This window comes from Klebsiella huaxiensis, assembly GCF_003261575.2.
Classification (GTDB): Bacteria; Pseudomonadota; Gammaproteobacteria; order Enterobacterales; family Enterobacteriaceae; genus Klebsiella; species Klebsiella huaxiensis.
The window spans coordinates 2,074,694-2,094,619 of sequence record NZ_CP036175.1 but is presented as its reverse complement, the minus strand read 5'-3'; the positions used below and the strand labels follow the sequence as shown (position 1 = coordinate 2,094,619).

The window sequence follows — 19,926 nt, the reverse complement described above, 5'->3', positions numbered from 1 at the left end:
CAAGATGTTGCAAGGCCAAAAAATGACGGCAATTATTTAAAAGCCTAATATTCATACGATTTTAGTATTATAGATGTTACGGATAGCACTATTTGCTAATACCTCGTTTCGCCACCATTCGCCTGCTGGTCCGCAGGCATCTTCATTCCAGCCGATCCAGGCACGATTTAAAGGCGCAGCAACCGTCGCTGTTATTATCTGTAGCTCGCCGCTCTCTAATAACGCCTGTACCTGAAATAGCGGCAAATAGCCCCATCCCAGTCCTGAGCAAAGTAAGGCCAACTGACTGGCGATATCGAAAACTGTCAGGCTGTCCGGACTATCCCCTTGTGGCCAGGGGTTAACGGTCACAATAGCGCGATGGCGTCGCAGCGTCCGCCAGCTCAACGGTTCAGGGATATGGGCAAGCGGATGCTGTGGTGAAACGACAAACACCTGCTCCAGCGTCCCTAGCGGGCTAAAGCCATAACCACTTAAAGCCAGCGGTTCACTCAGCGCGCCAAGCACCAGATCCGCCTCTCCGTCCACCAGCGTTTGCCAGGCAGACGAGGCTATGTCACGGCGAAAATGCAGGCGAGTGACGTCATGCAGGCGGTAAAACGAGGTGATTAGCGGGGCCAGTAGAAAGAAAGGAAAGGTGTTATCGACGGCCAGCACCAGCGTATTTTCCCAGCCCTGATGCAGCTTAATGGCCTGTTTTTCCAGTTCGCGGGCGGTGTGCAGCACGTCGCGCCCCTTTTCCAGCAGCATCTGCCCGGTCCGGGTAAAACGCGCCCGATGGCCGCTGCGGTCAAGGAGCTGAATATTGAGGTCGCTTTCCAGCTTATGGATGGTGTAGCTCAGCGCCGAGGGCGTTTTAAATAGCTTTGCCGAGGCGGCGGCAAAGCTGCCCTCTTTTTCGAGGGCATCAAGAATGACGAGCACATCCAGCAGTGGTTTCATCGTCGTCCCCCTTACGGTACGCGATTCGCCGCTGGCGGATTACTCCATCGGCATCACCAGCGGGTCGGGGTACTGGTATTCAAACCCCAGTTCGTAGCAAATACGGTTACCATCAACGATCTTGCCTGCGCCGTTTTCCGGATTATCACTAAATATAGGCTCAGGAAGCCCCAGCTCACGGGCCATTTGCGGATAAAAAACGCCGCGCGCAGGGTGCTTAGGCGCACATATATTATAGATGTGCCCACCCTTCGGGGCCTGCAATAACAGCTCAATGGCGGCAATCACATCCTGGAGATGTACCAGATTGACGCCGTGCTGGCCGTCCGGCGCGGATTTCCCGGCAAAGAAGCGCCCCGGATGACGGGATGGCCCCACCAGCCCGGCGAGGCGTAAAATATCCACCGAGGTACCGGGAAGATTATGCAGCCAGTCCTCCAGCTCTTTCAGCACCCTGCCGCTGGCGGTTTGCGGGTCGCGGGGGGAGCTCTCTTTCAGCGTGCCGCTGGCGTTGGCATAAACAGAGGTTGAACTGGTAAAAATGATCCGCGGCACGTGGTGGGCCAACGCGGTATCGACGATTTCCTGTACCGCCTGAAGGTAAAAATCCTCCCCCGGCCCGGTGCGGCGCGCCGGTAAGGTGATCACCAGCGCATCAACATTCATTAATGCATCCAGGTCGTCGGTATCGCAGACCAGCTGCGGCTCCAGGCGAAGCGGATAGCTGTCGATACCGCACATCCGCGCCGCCTCCACGCCATCTTGCGTGGTCTTACTGCCGGTCACCTGCCATCCACGCGACATCAACGACAGCGCAAGCGGCATACCCAGCCATCCCAAACCTACGATCGCGACCTTTTTCATCCCCTTGCTCCTGACTTTTCGCTGTACTGACTTAAGGCTACGCCAGGCAACGGCAACTGACAATTTCTTCGGTCAATATGAAATGAATTAATGATAGAAAAAAGCCCTTGCTTTATGCGAGTAAAGTGGTTTAGGTTAAAGGCATCAAATGCATAGTCATTCACAGAGAATTTTATGAACAGCGTTCAATTTAAAAACCACCATCATCACCATCATCCTGACTAGTCTTTCAGGCGATGTGTGCTGGAAGACGTTTGGATCTTCCAGTGGTGCATGAACGCAAAGAGAGCCCCCGGAAGATTCACTTCCGGGGGCTTTTTTTTGGACCGAATTCGGACAGATTCAGACAAGGTTACAGAGGAAAACAAGAATGTTAGACAACAGCCGTTTACGCATAGCTATTCAGAAATCAGGGCGTTTAAGTGAAGATTCACGCGAATTACTCAGCCGCTGCGGCATTAAAGTGAATTTGCACACCCAGCGCCTGATTGCGATGGCGGAAAATATGCCCATCGACATTCTGCGCGTGCGTGATGACGATATCCCGGGCCTTATCATGGATGGCGTGGTCGATTTGGGGATTATCGGCGAAAACGTGCTGGAAGAAGAGTTGCTGAGCCGCCGCGCTCAGGGCGAAGACCCGCGTTACTTCACCCTGCGCCGTCTCGATTTCGGCGGCTGCCGCCTGTCGCTGGCGACTCCGGCAGATGAAAAATGGGACGGCCCGGCTGCGCTTGACGGTAAACGCATCGCCACCTCCTACCCGCACCTGCTGAAGCGTTACCTTGACCAAAAAGGCATCTCGTTCAAATCCTGCCTGCTGAACGGTTCGGTTGAAGTGGCCCCGCGCGCAGGCCTCGCCGACGCCATTTGCGACCTGGTGTCTACCGGCGCAACCCTCGAAGCGAACGGCCTGCGCGAAGTGGAAGTCATGTTCCGCTCCAAAGCCTGCCTGATCCAACGCGACGGCGAGATGGCAGATAGCAAACAGCAGCTGATTGACCGCCTGCTGACCCGTATTCAGGGCGTAATTCAGGCCCGCGAGTCGAAATACATCATGATGCACGCCCCGACCGAGCGTCTGGAAGAAGTGGTGGCCCTGCTGCCAGGCGCCGAGCGTCCGACCATTCTGCCGCTGGCTGGCGACAAGCAGCGCGTGGCAATGCACATGGTAAGCAGCGAAACCCTGTTCTGGGAAACCATGGAAAAACTGAAAGCGCTGGGTGCCAGCTCCATTCTGGTCCTGCCGATTGAGAAGATGATGGAGTAATCCAACAGGTCGGTAACGGGATAAACAGGGGAAACAAATCATGAGCTTCAACACAATCATCGACTGGAACAGCTGTAGCGCAGAACAACAGCAACAACTCTTAATGCGCCCGGCGATTTCCGCCTCCGAAAGCATCAGCAAAACGGTGTCGGAGATCCTTAGCAATGTGAAAAGCAACGGCGATGCGGCCCTGCGCGAGTACAGCGCAAAGTTCGATAAGACCGATGTCAAGGCGCTGAAGGTCAGTGAAGAAGAGATTGCCGCCGCCGGCGCGCGCCTGAGCGACGAGCTCAAGCAGGCGATGGCCGTGGCAGTTAAGAACGTCGAAACCTTCCATAACGCGCAAAAACTTCAGGCCGTTGATGTGGAAACTCTGCCGGGCGTACGCTGCCAGCAGGTGACCCGCCCTATCGCCTCCGTCGGCTTATATATTCCCGGCGGCTCGGCACCGCTATTCTCAACGGTACTGATGCTGGCGACGCCTGCGCGCATCGCCGGTTGCCAGCAGGTTGTTCTGTGCTCGCCGCCGCCGATTGCCGATGAAATTCTTTATGCCGCCCAGCTGTGCGGCGTGCGCAACATCTTTAACGTCGGCGGCGCGCAGGCGATTGCGGCCCTGGCCTTCGGCACTGAATCGGTAGCGAAGGTGGATAAAATCTTTGGCCCGGGCAACGCCTTTGTGACCGAAGCCAAGCGCCAGGTGAGCCAGCGTCTTGACGGGGCGGCGATCGACATGCCCGCCGGACCGTCGGAAGTGCTGGTCATCGCCGATAGCGGTGCGACCCCGGACTTCGTTGCCTCTGACCTGCTTTCCCAGGCGGAGCACGGCCCGGATTCGCAGGTGATTCTGCTGACGCCGGACGCCGATATGGGCACGCGCGTCGCCGAAGCCGTCGAGCGCCAGCTGGCTGCGCTACCGCGTGCGGAAACTGCCCGTGAAGCGCTCTCCGCCAGCCGCATCATCGTGGCCCGCGATATCGCCCAGTGCGTTGAAATTTCCAACCAGTACGGCCCGGAGCACCTGATTATTCAGACCCGCAACGCCCGCGAGCTGGTCGACGGTATCACCAGCGCTGGTTCCGTGTTCCTTGGCGACTGGTCGCCGGAATCCGCAGGCGATTACGCCTCCGGTACCAACCACGTGCTGCCGACCTACGGCTACACCGCGACCTGCTCCAGCCTTGGCCTTGCGGATTTCCAGAAACGCATGACCGTGCAGGAGCTGTCGCGCGAAGGGTTTGCCGCCCTCGCCGCCACCATTGAGACTCTGGCCGCCGCCGAGCGCCTGGACGCCCACAAAAATGCCGTTACGCTGCGCGTTGCAGCCCTTAAGGAGCAAGCATGAGCATCGAAGATTTAGCCCGCGCCAACGTCCGCGCGCTGACGCCGTATCAATCTGCTCGCCGTCTGGGCGGAAAAGGCGATGTCTGGCTGAACGCCAACGAATTCCCCACGGCGGTAGAATTTCAGCTAACCGAGCAAACGCTGAACCGCTACCCGGAACCGCAACCGAAAGCAGTGATTGAACGCTACGCACAGTACGCGGGTGTGAAGCCGGAACAGGTGCTGGTCAGCCGCGGCGCTGACGAAGGTATTGAACTGCTGATCCGCGCCTTCTGTGAACCAGATCAGGATGCAGTGCTCTACTGCCCACCGACCTACGGTATGTATAGCGTCAGTGCCGAAACTATCGGCGTGACCTGCCGCACCGTGCCGACGCTCGCCGACTGGCAGTTGGATCTGCCGGGTATCGCGGCGAATCTCGACGGTGTGAAAGTGGTGTTTGTTTGCAGCCCAAACAACCCGACCGGGCAGATTATCAACCCGAAAGATTTCCGCACCCTGCTGGAGATGGCGCGCGGTAAAGCTATCGTGGTGGCGGATGAAGCCTATATTGAGTTCTGCCCGCAGGCGACGCTGGCGACCTGGCTGAACGAATATCCGCACCTGGTGGTCCTGCGCACGCTGTCCAAAGCGTTCGCGCTGGCCGGACTGCGCTGTGGCTTTACCCTCGCCAACGCCGAAGTGATTAACGTGCTGATGAAGGTGATCGCCCCCTATCCGCTTTCTACCCCGGTTGCCGATATCGCCGCCCAGGCGCTCAGCACGGAAGGGATTGCCGCAATGCGGGCACGCGTGGCGCAGATCCTCGACGAGCGCGATTATCTGGTCAGCCAGTTGCGCAACATCGCCTGCGTTGAAGAAGTGTTCGACTCCGAGACTAACTACGTTCTGGTGCGGATTACCGCTTCCAGCGCAGTGTTTAAATCTTTGTGGGATCAGGGCATTATCTTACGTGACCAGAATAAACAACCTTCATTAAGCGGCTGTTTGCGTATCACTATCGGTACTCGTGCAGAGAGCCAGCGCGTCATTGACGCTTTGACTGCGGAGAATGTATGACCCAGAAGTTTCTCTTTATTGACCGTGACGGTACGCTGATTTCCGAGCCACCGGTTGATTTTCAGGTAGACCGCTTTGATAAGCTGGCCTTTGAGCCGCAGGTAATTCCGGCCCTGCTGAAGCTTCAGCAGGAAGGCTACAAGCTGGTGATGATCACCAACCAGGACGGTCTGGGGACTGCCAGCCTGCCGCAGGACGAGTTCGACGGTCCGCACAACCTGATGATGCAGATTTTCACCTCGCAAGGCGTCAATTTTGACGAAGTGTTGATTTGTCCACACCTGCCGGCCGATAACTGCGACTGCCGCAAGCCAAAAACCAAACTGGTGCTGCCGTGGCTGGCAGAAGGCGTGATGGATACCGCCCACAGCTACGTGATTGGCGATCGCGCGACAGACATCCAACTGGCGGAAAACATGGGTATCATTGGCCTACGTTATGACCGTGAGAAACTGGACTGGCCAACCATTTGCGAGCAGCTGACCCGCCGCGACCGCTATGCCCACGTCGAGCGCAACACTAAGGAGACGCAGGTTGATGTCAAAGTGTGGCTGGACCGAGAAGGCGGCAGCAAAATTCACACCGGCGTCGGCTTCTTCGATCATATGCTCGATCAAATCGCCACCCACGGTGGATTCCGCCTGGAAATCAACGTTGGCGGCGACCTCTATATCGACGATCACCACACCGTGGAAGATACTGGCCTCGCGCTGGGCGAAGCGCTGAAGCTGGCGCTGGGTGACAAACGCGGCATCGGTCGTTTCGGCTTTGTGCTGCCGATGGACGAATGTCTGGCCCGCTGTGCGCTGGATATCTCTGGCCGCCCGCACCTGGAATATCGCGCCGACTTTACCTATCAGCGCGTTGGCGACCTGAGCACCGAGATGGTTGAGCACTTCTTCCGCTCGCTCTCCTACACCATGGCGGTGACTTTGCACCTGAAAACCAAGGGTAAAAACGACCATCACCGCGTAGAGAGCCTGTTTAAAGCCTTTGGCCGCACGCTGCGCCAGGCGATTCGCGTCCAGGGCGACACGCTGCCGTCTTCAAAAGGGGTACTGTGATGAACGTGGTGATCCTTGATACCGGCTGCGCCAACCTCAATTCGGTGAAATCTGCGGTAAGCCGCCACGGCTATGAGCCGGTGGTCAGCCGCGACCCGGACGTGGTGCTGCGCGCCGACAAGCTGTTTCTCCCGGGCGTCGGTACCGCTCAGGCGGCAATGGACCAGCTGCGCGAGCGCGATTTGATCGAGCTGATCAAAGCCTGTACGCAGCCGGTGCTGGGCATCTGCCTCGGCATGCAGCTACTGGGAAAACGCAGCGAAGAGAATAACGGCGTCGACCTGCTGGGCATTATCGAACAGGATGTGCCGAAAATGACCGACCACGGCCTGCCGCTGCCGCATATGGGCTGGAACCGGGTGTACGCCAAAGCGGGCGACCGTCTGTTCCGCGGCATTGAAGACGGGGCGTATTTCTATTTCGTCCATAGCTATGCAATGCCGGTTAACACCAATACCATTGCTCAGTGCAACTACGGCGAAGCCTTCACCGCGGCGGTGCAGAAAGATAACTTTTTTGGCGTCCAGTTCCACCCCGAACGCTCCGGCAGCGCCGGGGCGCAGCTGCTGAAAAACTTCCTGGAGATGTGATGATCATTCCTGCTTTAGATTTAATTGACGGCACGGTTGTTCGCCTCCATCAGGGCGATTATGGTCAACAGCGCGACTACGGCAACGATCCGCTGCCGCGCCTGCAGTCTTATGCGGCGCAAGGGGCCGAAGTGCTGCACCTGGTCGACCTGACTGGCGCAAAAGACCCGGCAAAGCGCCAGATCCCACTGCTTAAAACGCTGGTGGCAGGCGTCAATGTGCCAGTGCAGGTTGGCGGCGGCGTGCGGACGGAAGAAGACGTGGCAGCCCTGCTTGAAGCGGGCGTGGCGCGCGTGGTGGTGGGTTCGACGGCGGTGAAGTCGCCGGAAGTGGTGAAAGGCTGGTTTAAACGTTTTGGCCCACAGCACCTGGTGCTGGCGCTGGACGTGCGCATCGACGCCGAAGGTAATAAGCAGGTGGCGGTTAGCGGCTGGCAGGAAAATTCCGGCGTCACGCTGGAAGAGTTGGTGGAGAGCTATCAATCCGTCGGCCTACAGCACGTACTGTGTACCGATATTTCCCGCGACGGTACCCTGGCCGGGTCAAACGTCTCGCTGTATGAAGAAGTTTGCGCTCGCTATCCGCAGGTGGCGTTTCAGTCCTCCGGCGGCATTGGCGATCTCAATGATATCGCCGCGCTGCGCGGTACCGGGGTGCGCGGGGTGATTGTCGGTCGCGCGCTGCTGGAAGGTAAATTTAACGTAACGGAGGCCATTCAATGCTGGCAAAACGGATAATCCCCTGTCTCGACGTTCGCGACGGCCAGGTAGTGAAAGGCGTGCAGTTCCGTAATCACGAAATCATCGGTGATATCGTCCCGCTGGCAAAACGCTATGCCGACGAAGGCGCGGATGAGCTGGTGTTCTACGATATTACCGCCTCCAGCGATGGCCGCGTGGTGGACAAAAGCTGGGTGTCGCGGGTCGCGGAAGTGATCGATATTCCGTTCTGCGTCGCTGGCGGCATTAAGTCGCTGGACGATGCAGCGCAGATCCTCTCCTTCGGTGCGGATAAAATCTCTATCAACTCCCCCGCCCTCGCGGACCCGACGTTGATTACCCGCCTCGCCGACCGTTTCGGCGTGCAGTGTATTGTGGTCGGCATCGATACCTGGTTTGACGCCGATAGCGGTAAGTATCACGTCAATCAGTATACCGGCGATGAGAGCCGCACGCGGGTAACGCAGTGGGAAACGCTGGACTGGGTGCAGGAAGTGCAGAAGCGCGGGGCCGGCGAGATTGTCCTCAACATGATGAACCAGGACGGCGTGCGTAACGGCTACGACCTGGAACAGTTAAGCAAGGTACGCGCCGTATGCCACGTGCCACTGATCGCTTCCGGCGGCGCGGGCACTATGGAACACTTCCTGGAAGCCTTCCGCGACGCCAACGTCGACGGTGCGCTGGCCGCCTCGGTGTTCCATAAGCAAATTATCAATATTGGTGAACTGAAAACGTACCTGGCAGCACAGGGCGTGGAGATTAGGGTATGTTAACTGAACAGCTGGATTGGCAAAAAACCGATGGTCTGATGCCGGTCATCGTGCAGCACGCCGTTTCCGGGGAAGTGCTGATGCTGGGTTATATGAACCAGGAAGCGCTGGCGAAAACCGAAGAAACCGGCAAGGTAACTTTCTATTCACGGACCAAACAGCGTCTGTGGACCAAGGGGGAAACGTCAGGCAATTTCCTTAACGTGGTCAGCATCACCCCGGATTGCGATAACGACACCCTGCTGGTGCTGGTCAATCCGATTGGCCCAACCTGCCATAAAGGCACCTCAAGCTGCTTCGGCGATACCGGCCACCAGTGGCTGTTCTTGTATCAACTGGAGCAACTGTTGGCGGAACGCAAACACGCTGATCCTGAAAGCTCCTATACCGCGAAGCTCTATGCCAGCGGTACCAAGCGTATTGCGCAGAAAGTGGGAGAAGAAGGCGTGGAAACCGCGCTGGCCGCGACGGTGCATGATAAGTTCGAGCTGAAGAATGAGGCGTCGGATTTGATGTATCACCTGCTGGTGCTGCTGCAGGATCAGGAGTTGAACTTGACGGATGTGATTAATAATCTGAAGAGTCGTCACTGATGCTGTTTGCCCCCGCGAAGGCGGGGGCGAAGCGCTGAAGTTCAGGATTTCTTTTCCAGTAATGTGTTGTAGAGATTAACGTAAGCATCAATCATATGCTCTGCGGTAAACATCTCCTCAAAGCGACGGCGTGAATTTGCGCCATAGCGCGCAGCCGTTTCATCACTGTTCCACAACTCGTTCATCGCCTCAACCAACGCCGCGCTATCATCGGGTGGGATGACGCAGCCATTGACCTTATCCTGATTGATAAACGAAGTTCCAGTACCAATCTCACAAGAGATCAGCGGGCGGGCGAAGCGCGCGCCTTCCAGCAAGGTAATGCCAAAAGCTTCGGAACGCAGGTGGGAAGGGAAAACCACCCCGCGACAAAGCTGAAAGAGAATATATTTATCCTCATCATTCAGGGTGCCGGTAAAGACCACGTTGCTCAGGCCGCGTCGCTCTGCCTCCCGGCGAACCTCCGCTTCAAGCGGGCCGCCGCCGACAATCACGATTGGCAGCCGACTACGTTCGGCGGCATCCAGCAGAATATGCAATCCTTTGTAATAACGGAATGCGCCAACAAACAGGAAAAAGCTATCGCCGACTTTCTCACGCCAGTAGGCCACGCGCTGAGGGTTATGCTGTACATCCTTTTGCTCAAGGCCAAAAGGGATTACCACCGTTTTATCCAAGTACTTTTGCAACGTCTGGCTGGACGCAACATAGTTAGGTGAAGATGCCACAATACAGTCCACGCTGGAGAGAAATTGCTCCTGCAATGGCTGATATAATTTCATTAACCGCTTTTGTTTCACAATATCGGAATGATAAGTGACGACCGTTTTCGCTTTTGGATGCCCCATAAGATGCAGCATATCCATAAATGGAAACGGAAAGTGGTAGTTAATAATATCGTAGTTATCTTTAATTTTATTAAATCGCTTTAACGCGCTCAAGGAAAATGGCGTAGAGGCGATTTCAATTAATTGCTTATTATAGATAACCTGGTGCTCTTCATAAGCCACAGGCCCGGTATTTTTATCTGGTGAAAAGGTAAATACGTCGGCAGCGATTCCCCGGCGAGCGCTGCCCTGGCACAACTGATAAATGACCTGTTCAATACCACCGTAGGTATTCGGATAATAGGTCTTATAGACGTGTAAAACTCTCAACTTGCACCCTTAAAGTAATTTATAGGCATTGATCGTCTGGGCCGTACAGGTTTCCCACGAAAACTGTTGTGCCTGAATAAAACCGCGCGCTACTGCTATCTCCCGCCAGTATTCATCCTGCAGACTTTGCAAAATATGAGCGCTTATCGCATCTACATCATTAGGGTCTGATAACAACCCTGCATCTCCGGCAACTTCAGGTAATGAAGTCACATTGGAGCATACTACCGGAATACCGCAAGACATTGCTTCAAGAATAGGTAATCCGAATCCTTCATAAAACGAGGGATAAATAAATGTTCTGGCTGCCGCATATAAATACGGGAGATCGTCATCCGGCACGTAACCCAAATAACGTATCCATCCTTCACGCGTTCCGCGTTCAACAATCTGCCACAGCGCATCGTCTTCCCACCCGCGGTAACCGCTAAGGATCAGAGGGTAACGCATACGCGTCTCCATTGGCAGAAGTTGATAGGCCTGCAATAAACCACGAATATTTTTCCGTGGTTCCATAGTGCCGATATAAAGCGCATAGCGCTGCCACTCCAGCTGATATTTCTGCAGTACTGGCAGACATTCAACCGGGCTACGTGGAATATAGTCGCGGCTACAGGCAAGCCGGGTCGTCACAATCCGCTCAGCGGGGTAGTTAAACAGCCGAATAATCTCACTGCGGGAAAAGTCAGACACGGTCAAAATCAGCTTTGCCGATGCCAGACTTTCACGTAGTGACTTTTCCATATAACGAACCCGCTCTTTGGGATGAAACTCAGGGCGGGTAAATATAGAAATATCATGGAAGGTGGTCACTGCCCGATCTAGTCTATGCGGCAGATAAAAATTAGGGCCATGATAAATATAATCTTTATAATCGCGCAAAGCCCATGCCTGACGACGAGGGTGTAATATACGGTAGGCTTCAATAAATAATGGCTGGCGACGTAAAAAAGCCGATAGCTTACCGTGGTTACTGGCCTTAGTATCCGTCTTATTTTCAACCTGCGGAATGCTGTCAATAAATGAAGAACCGTGAAATAACTTAAGTTCTTCAATTTCGCTGGCAACAGTCAGTCGCTTTACCAGCTCAAGAGAATAACGACCAATACCCGTTAGTGGATATTTAATTGGCTCAGTTGCAAATATAATTTTCATAATGAATGGCACATCATTAAGCAGATACGCCCCTGCATTAAAAGGCAAAAAATGCAGGGGGCTATTTTATTTAAAATATTTAGCTTTTGCTAAGCCTTGACACATATTAACCAGGCGACGGGATACGGCGTGGTAATCATGTTGCTCCCGCCAGGCATCAGCGCGTTTCTGAGTACTAAGCGCCCAGGTATCCTGCTGACGAATAGACTGCAGAATACGGTCAATTCCCTGACTGATATCATCCAGGCCGCAGCCATCAAATTTAAAGACGGCATCGTCCAGATCATCAAATATCGCCAGCGGCGTGACGGCAACAGGCTTTTGCGTCGCCATACCGTAGCGTACCGCACCGCTCGCTGACTCACCGGTATTCTGATAGGCAAAAATCAGCAGGTCAGCTTCTGAGAGCAAGCGCAGACTTTCATCATCAGGTAGAAAATCATTATGCATCTCAACCAGATCCGTTACGCCAAGACGCTGAGCCGCTGCTTTCAATTCAGCCACCAGGTCACGCGATTCTCCTACCGGATATTCGGCATTCACCAACCGCAAACGAACCGGCTTTCCAGCCTGTTTCAACCGATGAACGGATTCAACCAGCTCCATCAGCCCCTTATGTGGTAAACAAAAACCGTAGCTGGCGATTAACGGTAATGTCTGCGGTTTGTTCTGAACAACCGAAGCCGAATAATTAATGACCCCATGAGGGAACAAGGCGACGTTATCGGTTAGACCCAGCCCTTTTAGACGGTTCATATCGGCAATGGAATGCACCAGCAACCGATCGCACAGCGCCAGCGCATCTGCCATTTCAGCAAGGCGGAAGTTCCACGTTGGCTCTTTTTGCGGATCCACCGTCGAATGCATCGCCATAACCACGACGCGTCCGGCATCATGCTGGTGACGAATAAACGCAGCCAGTTCACGATGATTAAAGAAACCGTAGTTGAACTGAATCACAATCACGTCAAGGCGCAGCGCATCAATTTGCTGCTGGAGATTTTCCAGATAGTTGTTCTCTTTACCGACTATCCAGTTGCGCAGCACAAAGCCTTCATCAGGATTAACCAACTCTTCGGCGCTGACCTGAGGAGCAAATATCACATCCGCACCCTGCGGCGCGCTTTCCACTAAATGCTGAGAGTAGGTCGCGATGCCACACTTAGTATTCCAGGTGGTCAACCAACCGATCCGCGCCCGGTGCTGAGCAATATCAATGTGCGCTCGCAAGGTTTTAACCGCCTGCTGAGAACGTTCCGCAACTGCCGCCCACGTAAACTGAGACAAAATGAGCTGACGCCCGGCATCAGCCATTTTTCGCAGCGCGGGTTTGTCCGTTGCGGCGGCTTGCTTCAGGGCAGCGGTTAAATTATCGATGTCCACACTGGCCCAGGTGGAAGCAAACAGTCCAAAATGCGTTTTTACCCGCGTAAACTGATAGTCCACCAGCCAGGAATTTTGTGAATTCACAAAATCAAGCTGACCACTCCAGTTGGTGACAATCGCCGGTAGCCCGCTAAGCATCGCTTCAGCAATAGGCAGACCAAAACCTTCTGCGCAACCCGGCGCAACCAGCACATCGCAGCTTTCGTAAAGGCCTTTCAGCTCGCTGGCCGACATATCCGCTTTGATCACTTCAACTGCAGGATAGTCAGCAAACTCGCTTTGCGCCTGCGCAAGCCAGGCGTCGATTTCGTTATGCGGATTGTCGAAGGTTTTAATGATAAGGGAGACGTTATCGCGACGGGTAAACGCCCTGCCCCAGGCCTGCAGCATTGCCTGTACGCCCTTACGCGGGAAGCAGGAAGAGACATGCAGGAAACGGAACGTGCCATCTTTGGCCTTATTTGCAGATTTTGCCGGTGTATTCAGCCAGTGATCGCAGCCATTGCCGACCACAAAGGCCGGTACGCTAAGCCCATTGTCGATCAATACTTTTCGCACATGCTCTGAAGTACACAGGACGCCATCCAGTTCACGGTTGAATTCACCGATCCAAGGCTGGGGAAAACCAGTTTCTTCCCAGGCATAGCAGTGAAGAAGTTTAACCCGGGCATTCATATCAGCAACGCGCGGTGGGTAGATATTTCGGCTGAGAATATCAACCTTTTCCCCAGCCTCGACAGCCCGGCATTTATTATAAAAATTAAGCAGATCGCTATTTTCCGCCTGCGCCATAAACGCCGCATCGGGGGCGAAATCTCCAGGCCCTTCCGTCGAATGCAGTAACACATCCACACCATCCCCTGCCAGCGCGCGGGCAAACTCTCGATTCACCAGCGCCAGGCTGTATGAACTGTCGAACGGCCCCTCCACGCGCCAGTTTAGCGCGCTATCATCAAGCTGATAGAGTTCAGTCGTCTTCAGGTTGTAATCGATAGCCGTCGCGCATAAACGCAAATCACGATCTTCCGGTTGCCCCTGAGTGATAGCAAGAATTTGCTGCACCAGCGCCGCTGGTGATGACGGGACGTCGCTTTTTCCCTCTGCTGCGATTTTCTCAAATGCTTCCAGAGCGGTAACAGCAGCCTTATCCCATGAGAAATTACCCGCCTGCTGCTGCGCCAGTTCTTTCACACGAGCCAGGAAATGAGCATCCGTCAGGCATTGGGCGATCTTTTCGCGAATAGAGGAAACTGAATAGGGGTCAAACAGCGCATCGGGATTGCCGATAACTTCAGGAATGCTGGTAACGTTTGAGCCAATCGCCGGAGCGCCGCAGGACATTGCCTCCAGCACGGGCAGGCCAAAACCTTCATGCAGCGAGGCGAAGATAAACAGCTTACACAGCCTGTAGAGCTGAATCAGTTCGTTTTCTGGGACATAGCCGGTCAGCACCAGTTCTCCCTGCTGCAGGCCATTGCCGGAAGCCAGGGACTCAAGATACTGACGATCGCCGATAGAGAGTTTACTGACGATCACCAACTGGTGCGCGCGACGTAAATCGTCGCTGAGCCCGGCATAGGCCTCAATCAGTCGTTTAAAGTTTTTACGCGAGTCGAACCCGCCCGGCGCATACAGGACAAACTCGCGCTGGATACCGTAGTGGCCTAATACCGTCTCTTTTTCACTCGCGCTAACGTCTGCCGCACTGAACTGCGGATCCGCCGCGGCGGCGATGTTCTGCACATGTTCGCCCTGCAGATGCAGGTGTTCGATTGCTTCCTGCGCGGTGTAGCCTGAGTTAGTCAGCAGAAGATCGGCGTTTTTTAACCATTCAACTTTCTGCAAATAATAGGGCTTATAAACATCGTCCAGCAGGTAGGTTTCTGCCTGTACCAGGGGAATCAAATCGTGGTGCAGTACCGCCACTTTGTAGCGACGGCTAAACTTGTGCACTGAGGTGACCGCATCGTCGACGTGCCCTTCAAACAGGCTGGTGATGAAAACCACATCCGGACGCAGCCCTTCAAGAAAAGCTTCCCGCATCAGCTCAGCACTTTCCCGACGCCATTCATTACCTCTGTCCATCGCCCGGACCGGCCCCGCGGCATGCCAGATAACAATATTTTCTGGCGGCAGAAGATCGGCGAACTGCGCTTTCACATCGGCGATGGATTCCCCGAGCATGGCGGACAACGCAATGAAAACTTCATGTTGGCTATTATTTCTAATGATCGCTCTGGCGATGGAAACACTATAACGACCGATGCCACGAAAGCGGCTTTCCGTCTGCGCGCCTTGTAAGTCAATGACGATACGCATCGTTATTTCTCCGTATTTTTATTTTTTAATTCGTTATAAATACTCAGCGCGCGACTTGTCATTTCTTCAGTATCTACATCATATCTTCTGGACTGCGCCATCATCATCGGGTCCGACGAAACTAGCATCACGCGCTGGAACAGGCGCTGGAGCAATTGATAGCTACCGGTTTTCCGGAGGATCTTAAACAGATACACCTTCGACCTGGGATAACGATGGAAAAAGACCAACGAGAACGCCATCCCTTTGCGCATTATTTTCTTTGCTGCACGCCGTGCGCGAATTTTTGCGCCTTCCTGACGCAATAACTGACGCTGGAAAGAGAGCCAGCGCAGAGGCTGGGTAATTCTCCATGAACGGCTGTTATGCAAGTCGGTAACCTGCTGATGAAGCTGATGGTTATGTGCAACCAGTTGATTAAGCTCACCCATCTGGTTTTGCAGTAACTGGATGCTCTGCGCCATTTCACCCATTTGCCGGGTGTACGACTGCTCAAGCGTTTCCAGGTGCGCGGCTGAAGCCTCAAGTTGTTCAGCCAAAATAGCATCGTATCGGTCACTTAAAGCATCCAGCGTCAGGCCGTATTGTTGGGTAAACAATGGCTCGAAGCTGGCGAGAAGCTCAGGCTGCGCATCTTTCTGCGCAATGATGCTGTAATCCGGACTAACGCCTTTAAGGACATCAACCAGCCTAATCGATGCATTAGCAGCTTTCAGGGCGTCTTTTTCCTGCAGACGTACGGTTATCGCACGATTAAAACCGTAGTGAACAGGCAGAAATTCCAGCAACGGCGGCGGCAGCGGATGGTGATGAGTCGGGTCCATATAGAATGAACAGGAGCCGACGCTCAGGTTTTCCGGATTCGGCGTTTCCAAAATCAACAAGCCGCCGGGCTTCAACACGCGTAAGGTGTGCTTGACGAGCTGCTGCAAAACCTCAAAAGGCAGGTGTTCAGCAATATGGAAACCGGTCAGTGCGATCAGACTTTCGTCTTCCTGCTGCTCAAGAAACTGCAGGCAGTCCATTTTCTGCACGTTCAGCCCGGCTTCCTGCGCGCGCGCCAGCATACCGTCATCAAGGTCAACACCGACGTTAGCGATGGCGTTTTCATTGAGGATCTCCAGCCACTCCCCGCGACCACAGCCGATATCGGCAATCACTCCGTCCGGGTAGAGCGTTTTTAAGCGCGTCAGAAACGGTAAATAAAAACTCAGGCGGCCTTTAATATCTTCAACCGAACCCCTGTGTCGTTCTTCAAATGAACGATAAAACGACGAACCCATTAAGAAATCTCCAGTTCAGGCGGTAGCCAGGACACGCCAACAAACTCTTTTTGATCCGTATTCACGACGTTGAATACCACAGCCAGATCGCGCCACTCGTAGTTTTTGCCCAGATGGGTACTTGAAGTATGCAGCGCGACGGCGACGGAATAGGAACCTACGCCCAGGTTGGCGTCAAAGGTGAATAAGAATGAGCGTTTTTCCCCTTTTTTCAGGGAGGTGAGCGCCTGATTCAGATGATGGGTGTTAGTGCCAAAAACAGGCTGCCCCAGGCGATCTTTAATCATATAGCCCACCACCAGCTCAGGAATATCTTCCTCAACCTGAACGTTGACCTGTAGGTGAACGCGCTGTCCTACCGAGGCAAACTCGGTCACACTCCGCTGGTTGTCCAGCAGGTTCACGTCAGAAATAGTCACTTCGCCGGTGCCAGAAACGGTTTGTGTTTTACCGTTATGCTCGACTTGTTTGATGGACTGATTTTGCTTATCCGCCAGCAGCGCGTTGTAATAATCCATAACGGCTTCCGGCTCGCCTTCCATCTCGATACGGCCTTTATTCAATAAAATGGCGCGATCGCAGATGCTTTGGATAGCCTGTTTATCATGGGATACCAGCAAAAGCGTGGTTCCTTCCTTGCGGAATTTACGAATGCGCTCGAAACTTTTATGCTGGAAATAGGCATCACCAACGGACAGCGCCTCATCGATGATCAGCACATCCGGGCGAATTGCCGTCGCTACGCTAAAGGCCAGACGCACCTGCATACCGCTTGAATAAACGCGTACCGGCTGGTCGATATAGTCGCCAATTTCGGCAAACTCTTCGATCTCCGGCATCAGCTCGGTGATTTTGTCCGAAGACAGTCCCAGCAGTTGCCCGGACATATAGACGTTTTGCCGACCGGTAAAATCGGAGTGAAATCCCATACCCAGCTCAAGCAGCGCCGCGACGCGCCCGGAGATTTCAATATTTCCGGTCGTCGGCCTGGACGTTCCGGTAATCAGTTTCAGCAGAGTGCTTTTACCCGCGCCGTTTATCCCGATAATCCCGACCGCCTCGCCAGGAGCGACTTCAAAGTTGATGTCGCTAAGGATCCATTTCAGGTTATGGCGCTTGGTGTTAAAGGGAGATAACCATTCAATCAGTCGGCCGGTTTTTGAGTGATACTGGCGATAAGCCTTACCAACATTATTTACTCTGATATCGCTCATTATAATTCATCCACCATATCTGCCGCATGCTTGCGGAACATCCTGAAGCCGATGACGCAGAAAATAATGGCAAGAGCCAGTACCGGCCATAACGAATACCAGTTGGGCGCCTGATGATAGGCAAATATCGACTGATAGGACTGCATGACGCGCGTCATTGGATTATACAGCAGCAGATTTTTTGCCCATCCCGGCAACGAATTCAGTACATAGACGATAGGTGTAAACCAGAACCAGAACTGAAGCGCGACGCCAACAAGTTGACCGACATCGCGGAAAAAGACGTTCATGACGCCTAAAACCATGCCTAAGCCACCGGCAAATAGCACCTGCAACAGTAAAACCGGGATCACCGAAAAGAATAACCAGCCGGGAAAGTTGCCGGTGACAATAATAAAAATCAGAAACAGGCTGAAGATAATCGCGAAATTAAGAATCGCCGATAAAGTGACAATAATCGGCAGGCAAATTTTCGGAAAGCTCAGTTTTTTAATCAGGTTGGCGTTGTTAATAAAAACGCTCTGCCCTTTATCCAGCATTTCCGTAAACAATCCCCAGGTCAGCACGCCAGAACAGAGATAAATACTGTAGGCAAATGGACCGGTGTTATCCGGCATCCTGGCTTTCATCACTTCGGAAAAGACCAGAGTGTAAACCAGAATCATAGAGAGTGGCTGTAAAACCAACCATAGCGCGCCCAGCATGCTGGTTTGGTAGCGCGCCTGAAAATCGCGCTTAACGCTACTCCAGATAAATCCCCGATAACGATAAATCGTCGTGAACAATTCTCTCACCTTATTCCCCGCTTAACAGGTGTAACAGCTCTGCTGTTTTTTCTTTCATCAGCGCAGGCGCTGCTTTTGACTCCACGTTGAGACGTACCACTGGCTCCGTATTCGAGCTGCGCAGATTAAAGCGCCACTCCGGGTATTCAATACTGATACCGTCGGTGGTGTCCACATTTGCCGCATCTGCCTCATAACGTTCGCGGATGCGCGCAATCGCCGCTGCCGCATTCTCCAGCTTGCGGTTAATTTCCCCGGAGGCCGGGAACGCCGCCTGCCTGTCCGCCACCAGCGCTTTCAGCGGGCTGTTTTTCAGACACAGCAGCTCTGCCACCAGCAACCACGGGATCATCCCGCTGTCACAGTAGGCGAAATCACGGAAATAGTGATGCGCACTCATCTCACCGCCGTAAATCGCATCTTCCTGACGCATACGCTCTTTAATGAACGCATGTCCGGTCTTCGACATCACCGGCCTGCCGCCGCTGCGGGTCACGATATCCACCGTGTTCCACGTCAGACGCGGGTCATGGATAATTTTGGCCCCCGGTTGCTTTTGCAGGAAGGCCTCCGCCAGCAGGCCAACGATATAATACCCTTCGATAAATTCAGCATCATTATCAAACATAAAGCAGCGGTCGAAGTCCCCGTCAAAGGCAATCCCCATATCCGCCCCGTGCTCGCGTACCGCATCAGCCGTATCCTGGCGACACTCCGGCAACAGCGGATTAGGGATACCGTTCGGGAAATTGCCGTCCGGCTGGTGATGCACCTTAATAAAGGTCACCGGCACGCCAGCAGCAACGAAACGCTTTTCCACTTCATCAATCACATGACCCGCGGCACCGTTGCCGGAGTTCACCACCAGCTTCAGCGGACGGGTGAAGTTTGCCAGGTTCACGTAGCCCATCAGGTGGTCCACGTATTCCTGCAGGACAGATATCTGACGCAGGGTACCGCGACGGGATGCGTCCACCGGAGGAAACTGATTCTCTTCCGCCAGACGCTGGATATCGCGCAGGCCGGTATCGCCGCTGATGGGCTTCGCGTTTTCACGCACCAGCTTCATGCCGTTGTAGTTCATCGGATTATGGCTGGCCGTCACTTCAATGCCGCCGTCCACGCCCAGATGGAACGTGGCGAAGTAAATCTCCTCGGTGCCGCTCATACCGATATCCAGCACGTCGGTACCCGCATCCATCAGGCCGTTGGCCAGCGCCAGCTTCAGGGACTCGCTGGTCAGACGGACATCGCCGCCCACCACGATTTGTTTTGGCTTCAGGAACTCACCATAGGCGCGCCCGATGCGGTAGGCGATATCTTCGTTTAATTCTTCACCCAGTTTGCCGCGAATATCATAGGCTTTAAAACAGTTAAGCTGTGTCATTCTGAGTCAATGTCCTGCAAAA

Annotated in this window: 18 protein-coding genes and 1 other annotated feature; of the genes, 9 read left to right on the top strand and 9 right to left on the bottom strand. The window is 54.0% G+C overall.

Features of this window, described 5'->3' with window-relative positions:
- Window positions 1–51 precede the first annotated feature (51 nt).
- Together DA718_RS09915 and DA718_RS09910 are read right to left on the bottom strand one after the other, a co-directional pair.
- On the bottom strand, window positions 52–942 hold the full coding sequence (locus DA718_RS09915; protein WP_112216602.1) for a LysR family transcriptional regulator: 891 nt from the start codon (window positions 940–942) through the stop codon (window positions 52–54).
- Window positions 943–981: 39 nt separating this feature from the next.
- A complete protein-coding gene (locus tag DA718_RS09910; protein WP_112216603.1) occupies window positions 982–1,806 on the bottom strand; it encodes an SDR family oxidoreductase in 825 nt (274 codons plus the stop codon).
- A 174-nt stretch (window positions 1,807–1,980) separates the two neighbouring features.
- On the opposite strand from DA718_RS09910, the gene hisL reads away from it, so the two are divergent.
- The 9 genes from hisL (at window position 1,981) to hisIE (ending at window position 9,218) form a co-directional block, all read left to right on the top strand.
- Window positions 1,981–2,031 carry a his operon leader peptide gene (hisL, locus tag DA718_RS09905; protein WP_009654477.1) on the top strand — a complete coding sequence of 17 codons (51 nt, stop codon included), beginning with the start codon at window positions 1,981–1,983 and terminating at the stop codon, window positions 2,029–2,031.
- Window positions 2,007–2,129 (top strand) — a sequence feature (His leader region). Its footprint overlaps the gene before it by 25 nt.
- Before the next feature lie 47 nt (window positions 2,130–2,176).
- Window positions 2,177–3,076, top strand: coding sequence for an ATP phosphoribosyltransferase (gene hisG, locus DA718_RS09900; protein WP_110275568.1), 900 nt, complete (start codon window positions 2,177–2,179; stop codon window positions 3,074–3,076).
- 40 nt (window positions 3,077–3,116) lie between these two features.
- On the top strand, window positions 3,117–4,421 hold the full coding sequence (gene hisD, locus DA718_RS09895) for a histidinol dehydrogenase (protein WP_112216604.1): 1,305 nt from the start codon (window positions 3,117–3,119) through the stop codon (window positions 4,419–4,421).
- The gene (gene hisC / locus DA718_RS09890) at window positions 4,418–5,479 is read left to right on the top strand and encodes a histidinol-phosphate transaminase (protein WP_112216605.1); all 1,062 of its coding nucleotides are present in this window, start codon (window positions 4,418–4,420) and stop codon (window positions 5,477–5,479) included. The genes hisD and hisC overlap by 4 nt, the downstream gene beginning before the upstream one ends.
- On the top strand, window positions 5,476–6,543 hold the full coding sequence (gene hisB / locus DA718_RS09885; protein ID WP_110275450.1) for a bifunctional histidinol-phosphatase/imidazoleglycerol-phosphate dehydratase HisB: 1,068 nt from the start codon (window positions 5,476–5,478) through the stop codon (window positions 6,541–6,543). Before hisC ends, hisB begins: the two co-directional genes overlap by 4 nt.
- The gene (gene hisH, locus DA718_RS09880) at window positions 6,543–7,133 is read left to right on the top strand and encodes an imidazole glycerol phosphate synthase subunit HisH (protein WP_112216606.1); all 591 of its coding nucleotides are present in this window, start codon (window positions 6,543–6,545) and stop codon (window positions 7,131–7,133) included. Before hisB ends, hisH begins: the two co-directional genes overlap by 1 nt.
- Complete coding sequence (gene hisA, locus DA718_RS09875; protein WP_112216607.1) at window positions 7,133–7,870, top strand: 1-(5-phosphoribosyl)-5-[(5-phosphoribosylamino)methylideneamino]imidazole-4-carboxamide isomerase; 738 nt, start codon at window positions 7,133–7,135, stop codon at window positions 7,868–7,870. The genes hisH and hisA overlap by 1 nt, the downstream gene beginning before the upstream one ends.
- A complete protein-coding gene (hisF, locus tag DA718_RS09870; protein WP_112216608.1) occupies window positions 7,852–8,628 on the top strand; it encodes an imidazole glycerol phosphate synthase subunit HisF in 777 nt (258 codons plus the stop codon). The genes hisA and hisF overlap by 19 nt, the downstream gene beginning before the upstream one ends.
- Window positions 8,622–9,218, top strand: a complete 597-nt coding sequence (hisIE, locus tag DA718_RS09865; protein WP_110275454.1) for a bifunctional phosphoribosyl-AMP cyclohydrolase/phosphoribosyl-ATP diphosphatase HisIE — start codon at window positions 8,622–8,624, stop codon at window positions 9,216–9,218. Before hisF ends, hisIE begins: the two co-directional genes overlap by 7 nt.
- 41 nt (window positions 9,219–9,259) lie before the next feature.
- Here the strand turns inward: hisIE and DA718_RS09860 are convergent, their stop codons facing one another.
- The 7 genes from DA718_RS09860 to rfbK form a co-directional block, all read right to left on the bottom strand.
- Complete coding sequence (locus DA718_RS09860) at window positions 9,260–10,375, bottom strand: glycosyltransferase family 4 protein (protein WP_112216609.1); 1,116 nt, start codon at window positions 10,373–10,375, stop codon at window positions 9,260–9,262.
- A gap of 9 nt (window positions 10,376–10,384) precedes the next feature.
- Window positions 10,385–11,530: a glycosyltransferase family 4 protein gene (locus tag DA718_RS09855; protein WP_112216610.1), complete on the bottom strand. Its 1,146-nt coding sequence runs from the start codon at window positions 11,528–11,530 to the stop codon at window positions 10,385–10,387.
- 66 nt (window positions 11,531–11,596) lie between these two features.
- Window positions 11,597–15,235, bottom strand: a complete 3,639-nt coding sequence (locus DA718_RS09850; RefSeq protein ID WP_112216611.1) for a glycosyltransferase — start codon at window positions 15,233–15,235, stop codon at window positions 11,597–11,599.
- Between the two features lie 2 nt (window positions 15,236–15,237).
- Window positions 15,238–16,518: a class I SAM-dependent methyltransferase gene (locus DA718_RS09845; RefSeq protein WP_112216612.1), complete on the bottom strand. Its 1,281-nt coding sequence runs from the start codon at window positions 16,516–16,518 to the stop codon at window positions 15,238–15,240.
- Window positions 16,518–17,732 (bottom strand): ABC transporter ATP-binding protein, encoded by a 1,215-nt coding sequence (locus tag DA718_RS09840; RefSeq protein WP_110275458.1) that lies wholly within the window; start codon window positions 17,730–17,732, stop codon window positions 16,518–16,520. The genes DA718_RS09845 and DA718_RS09840 overlap by 1 nt, the downstream gene beginning before the upstream one ends.
- Complete coding sequence (gene wzm / locus DA718_RS09835) at window positions 17,732–18,526, bottom strand: O8 family O-antigen export ABC transporter permease subunit (RefSeq protein WP_110275459.1); 795 nt, start codon at window positions 18,524–18,526, stop codon at window positions 17,732–17,734. The genes DA718_RS09840 and wzm overlap by 1 nt, the downstream gene beginning before the upstream one ends.
- Before the next feature lies 1 nt (window position 18,527).
- Window positions 18,528–19,904: an O9 family phosphomannomutase RfbK gene (rfbK, locus tag DA718_RS09830; protein ID WP_130624360.1), complete on the bottom strand. Its 1,377-nt coding sequence runs from the start codon at window positions 19,902–19,904 to the stop codon at window positions 18,528–18,530.
- Window positions 19,905–19,926 lie beyond the last annotated feature (22 nt).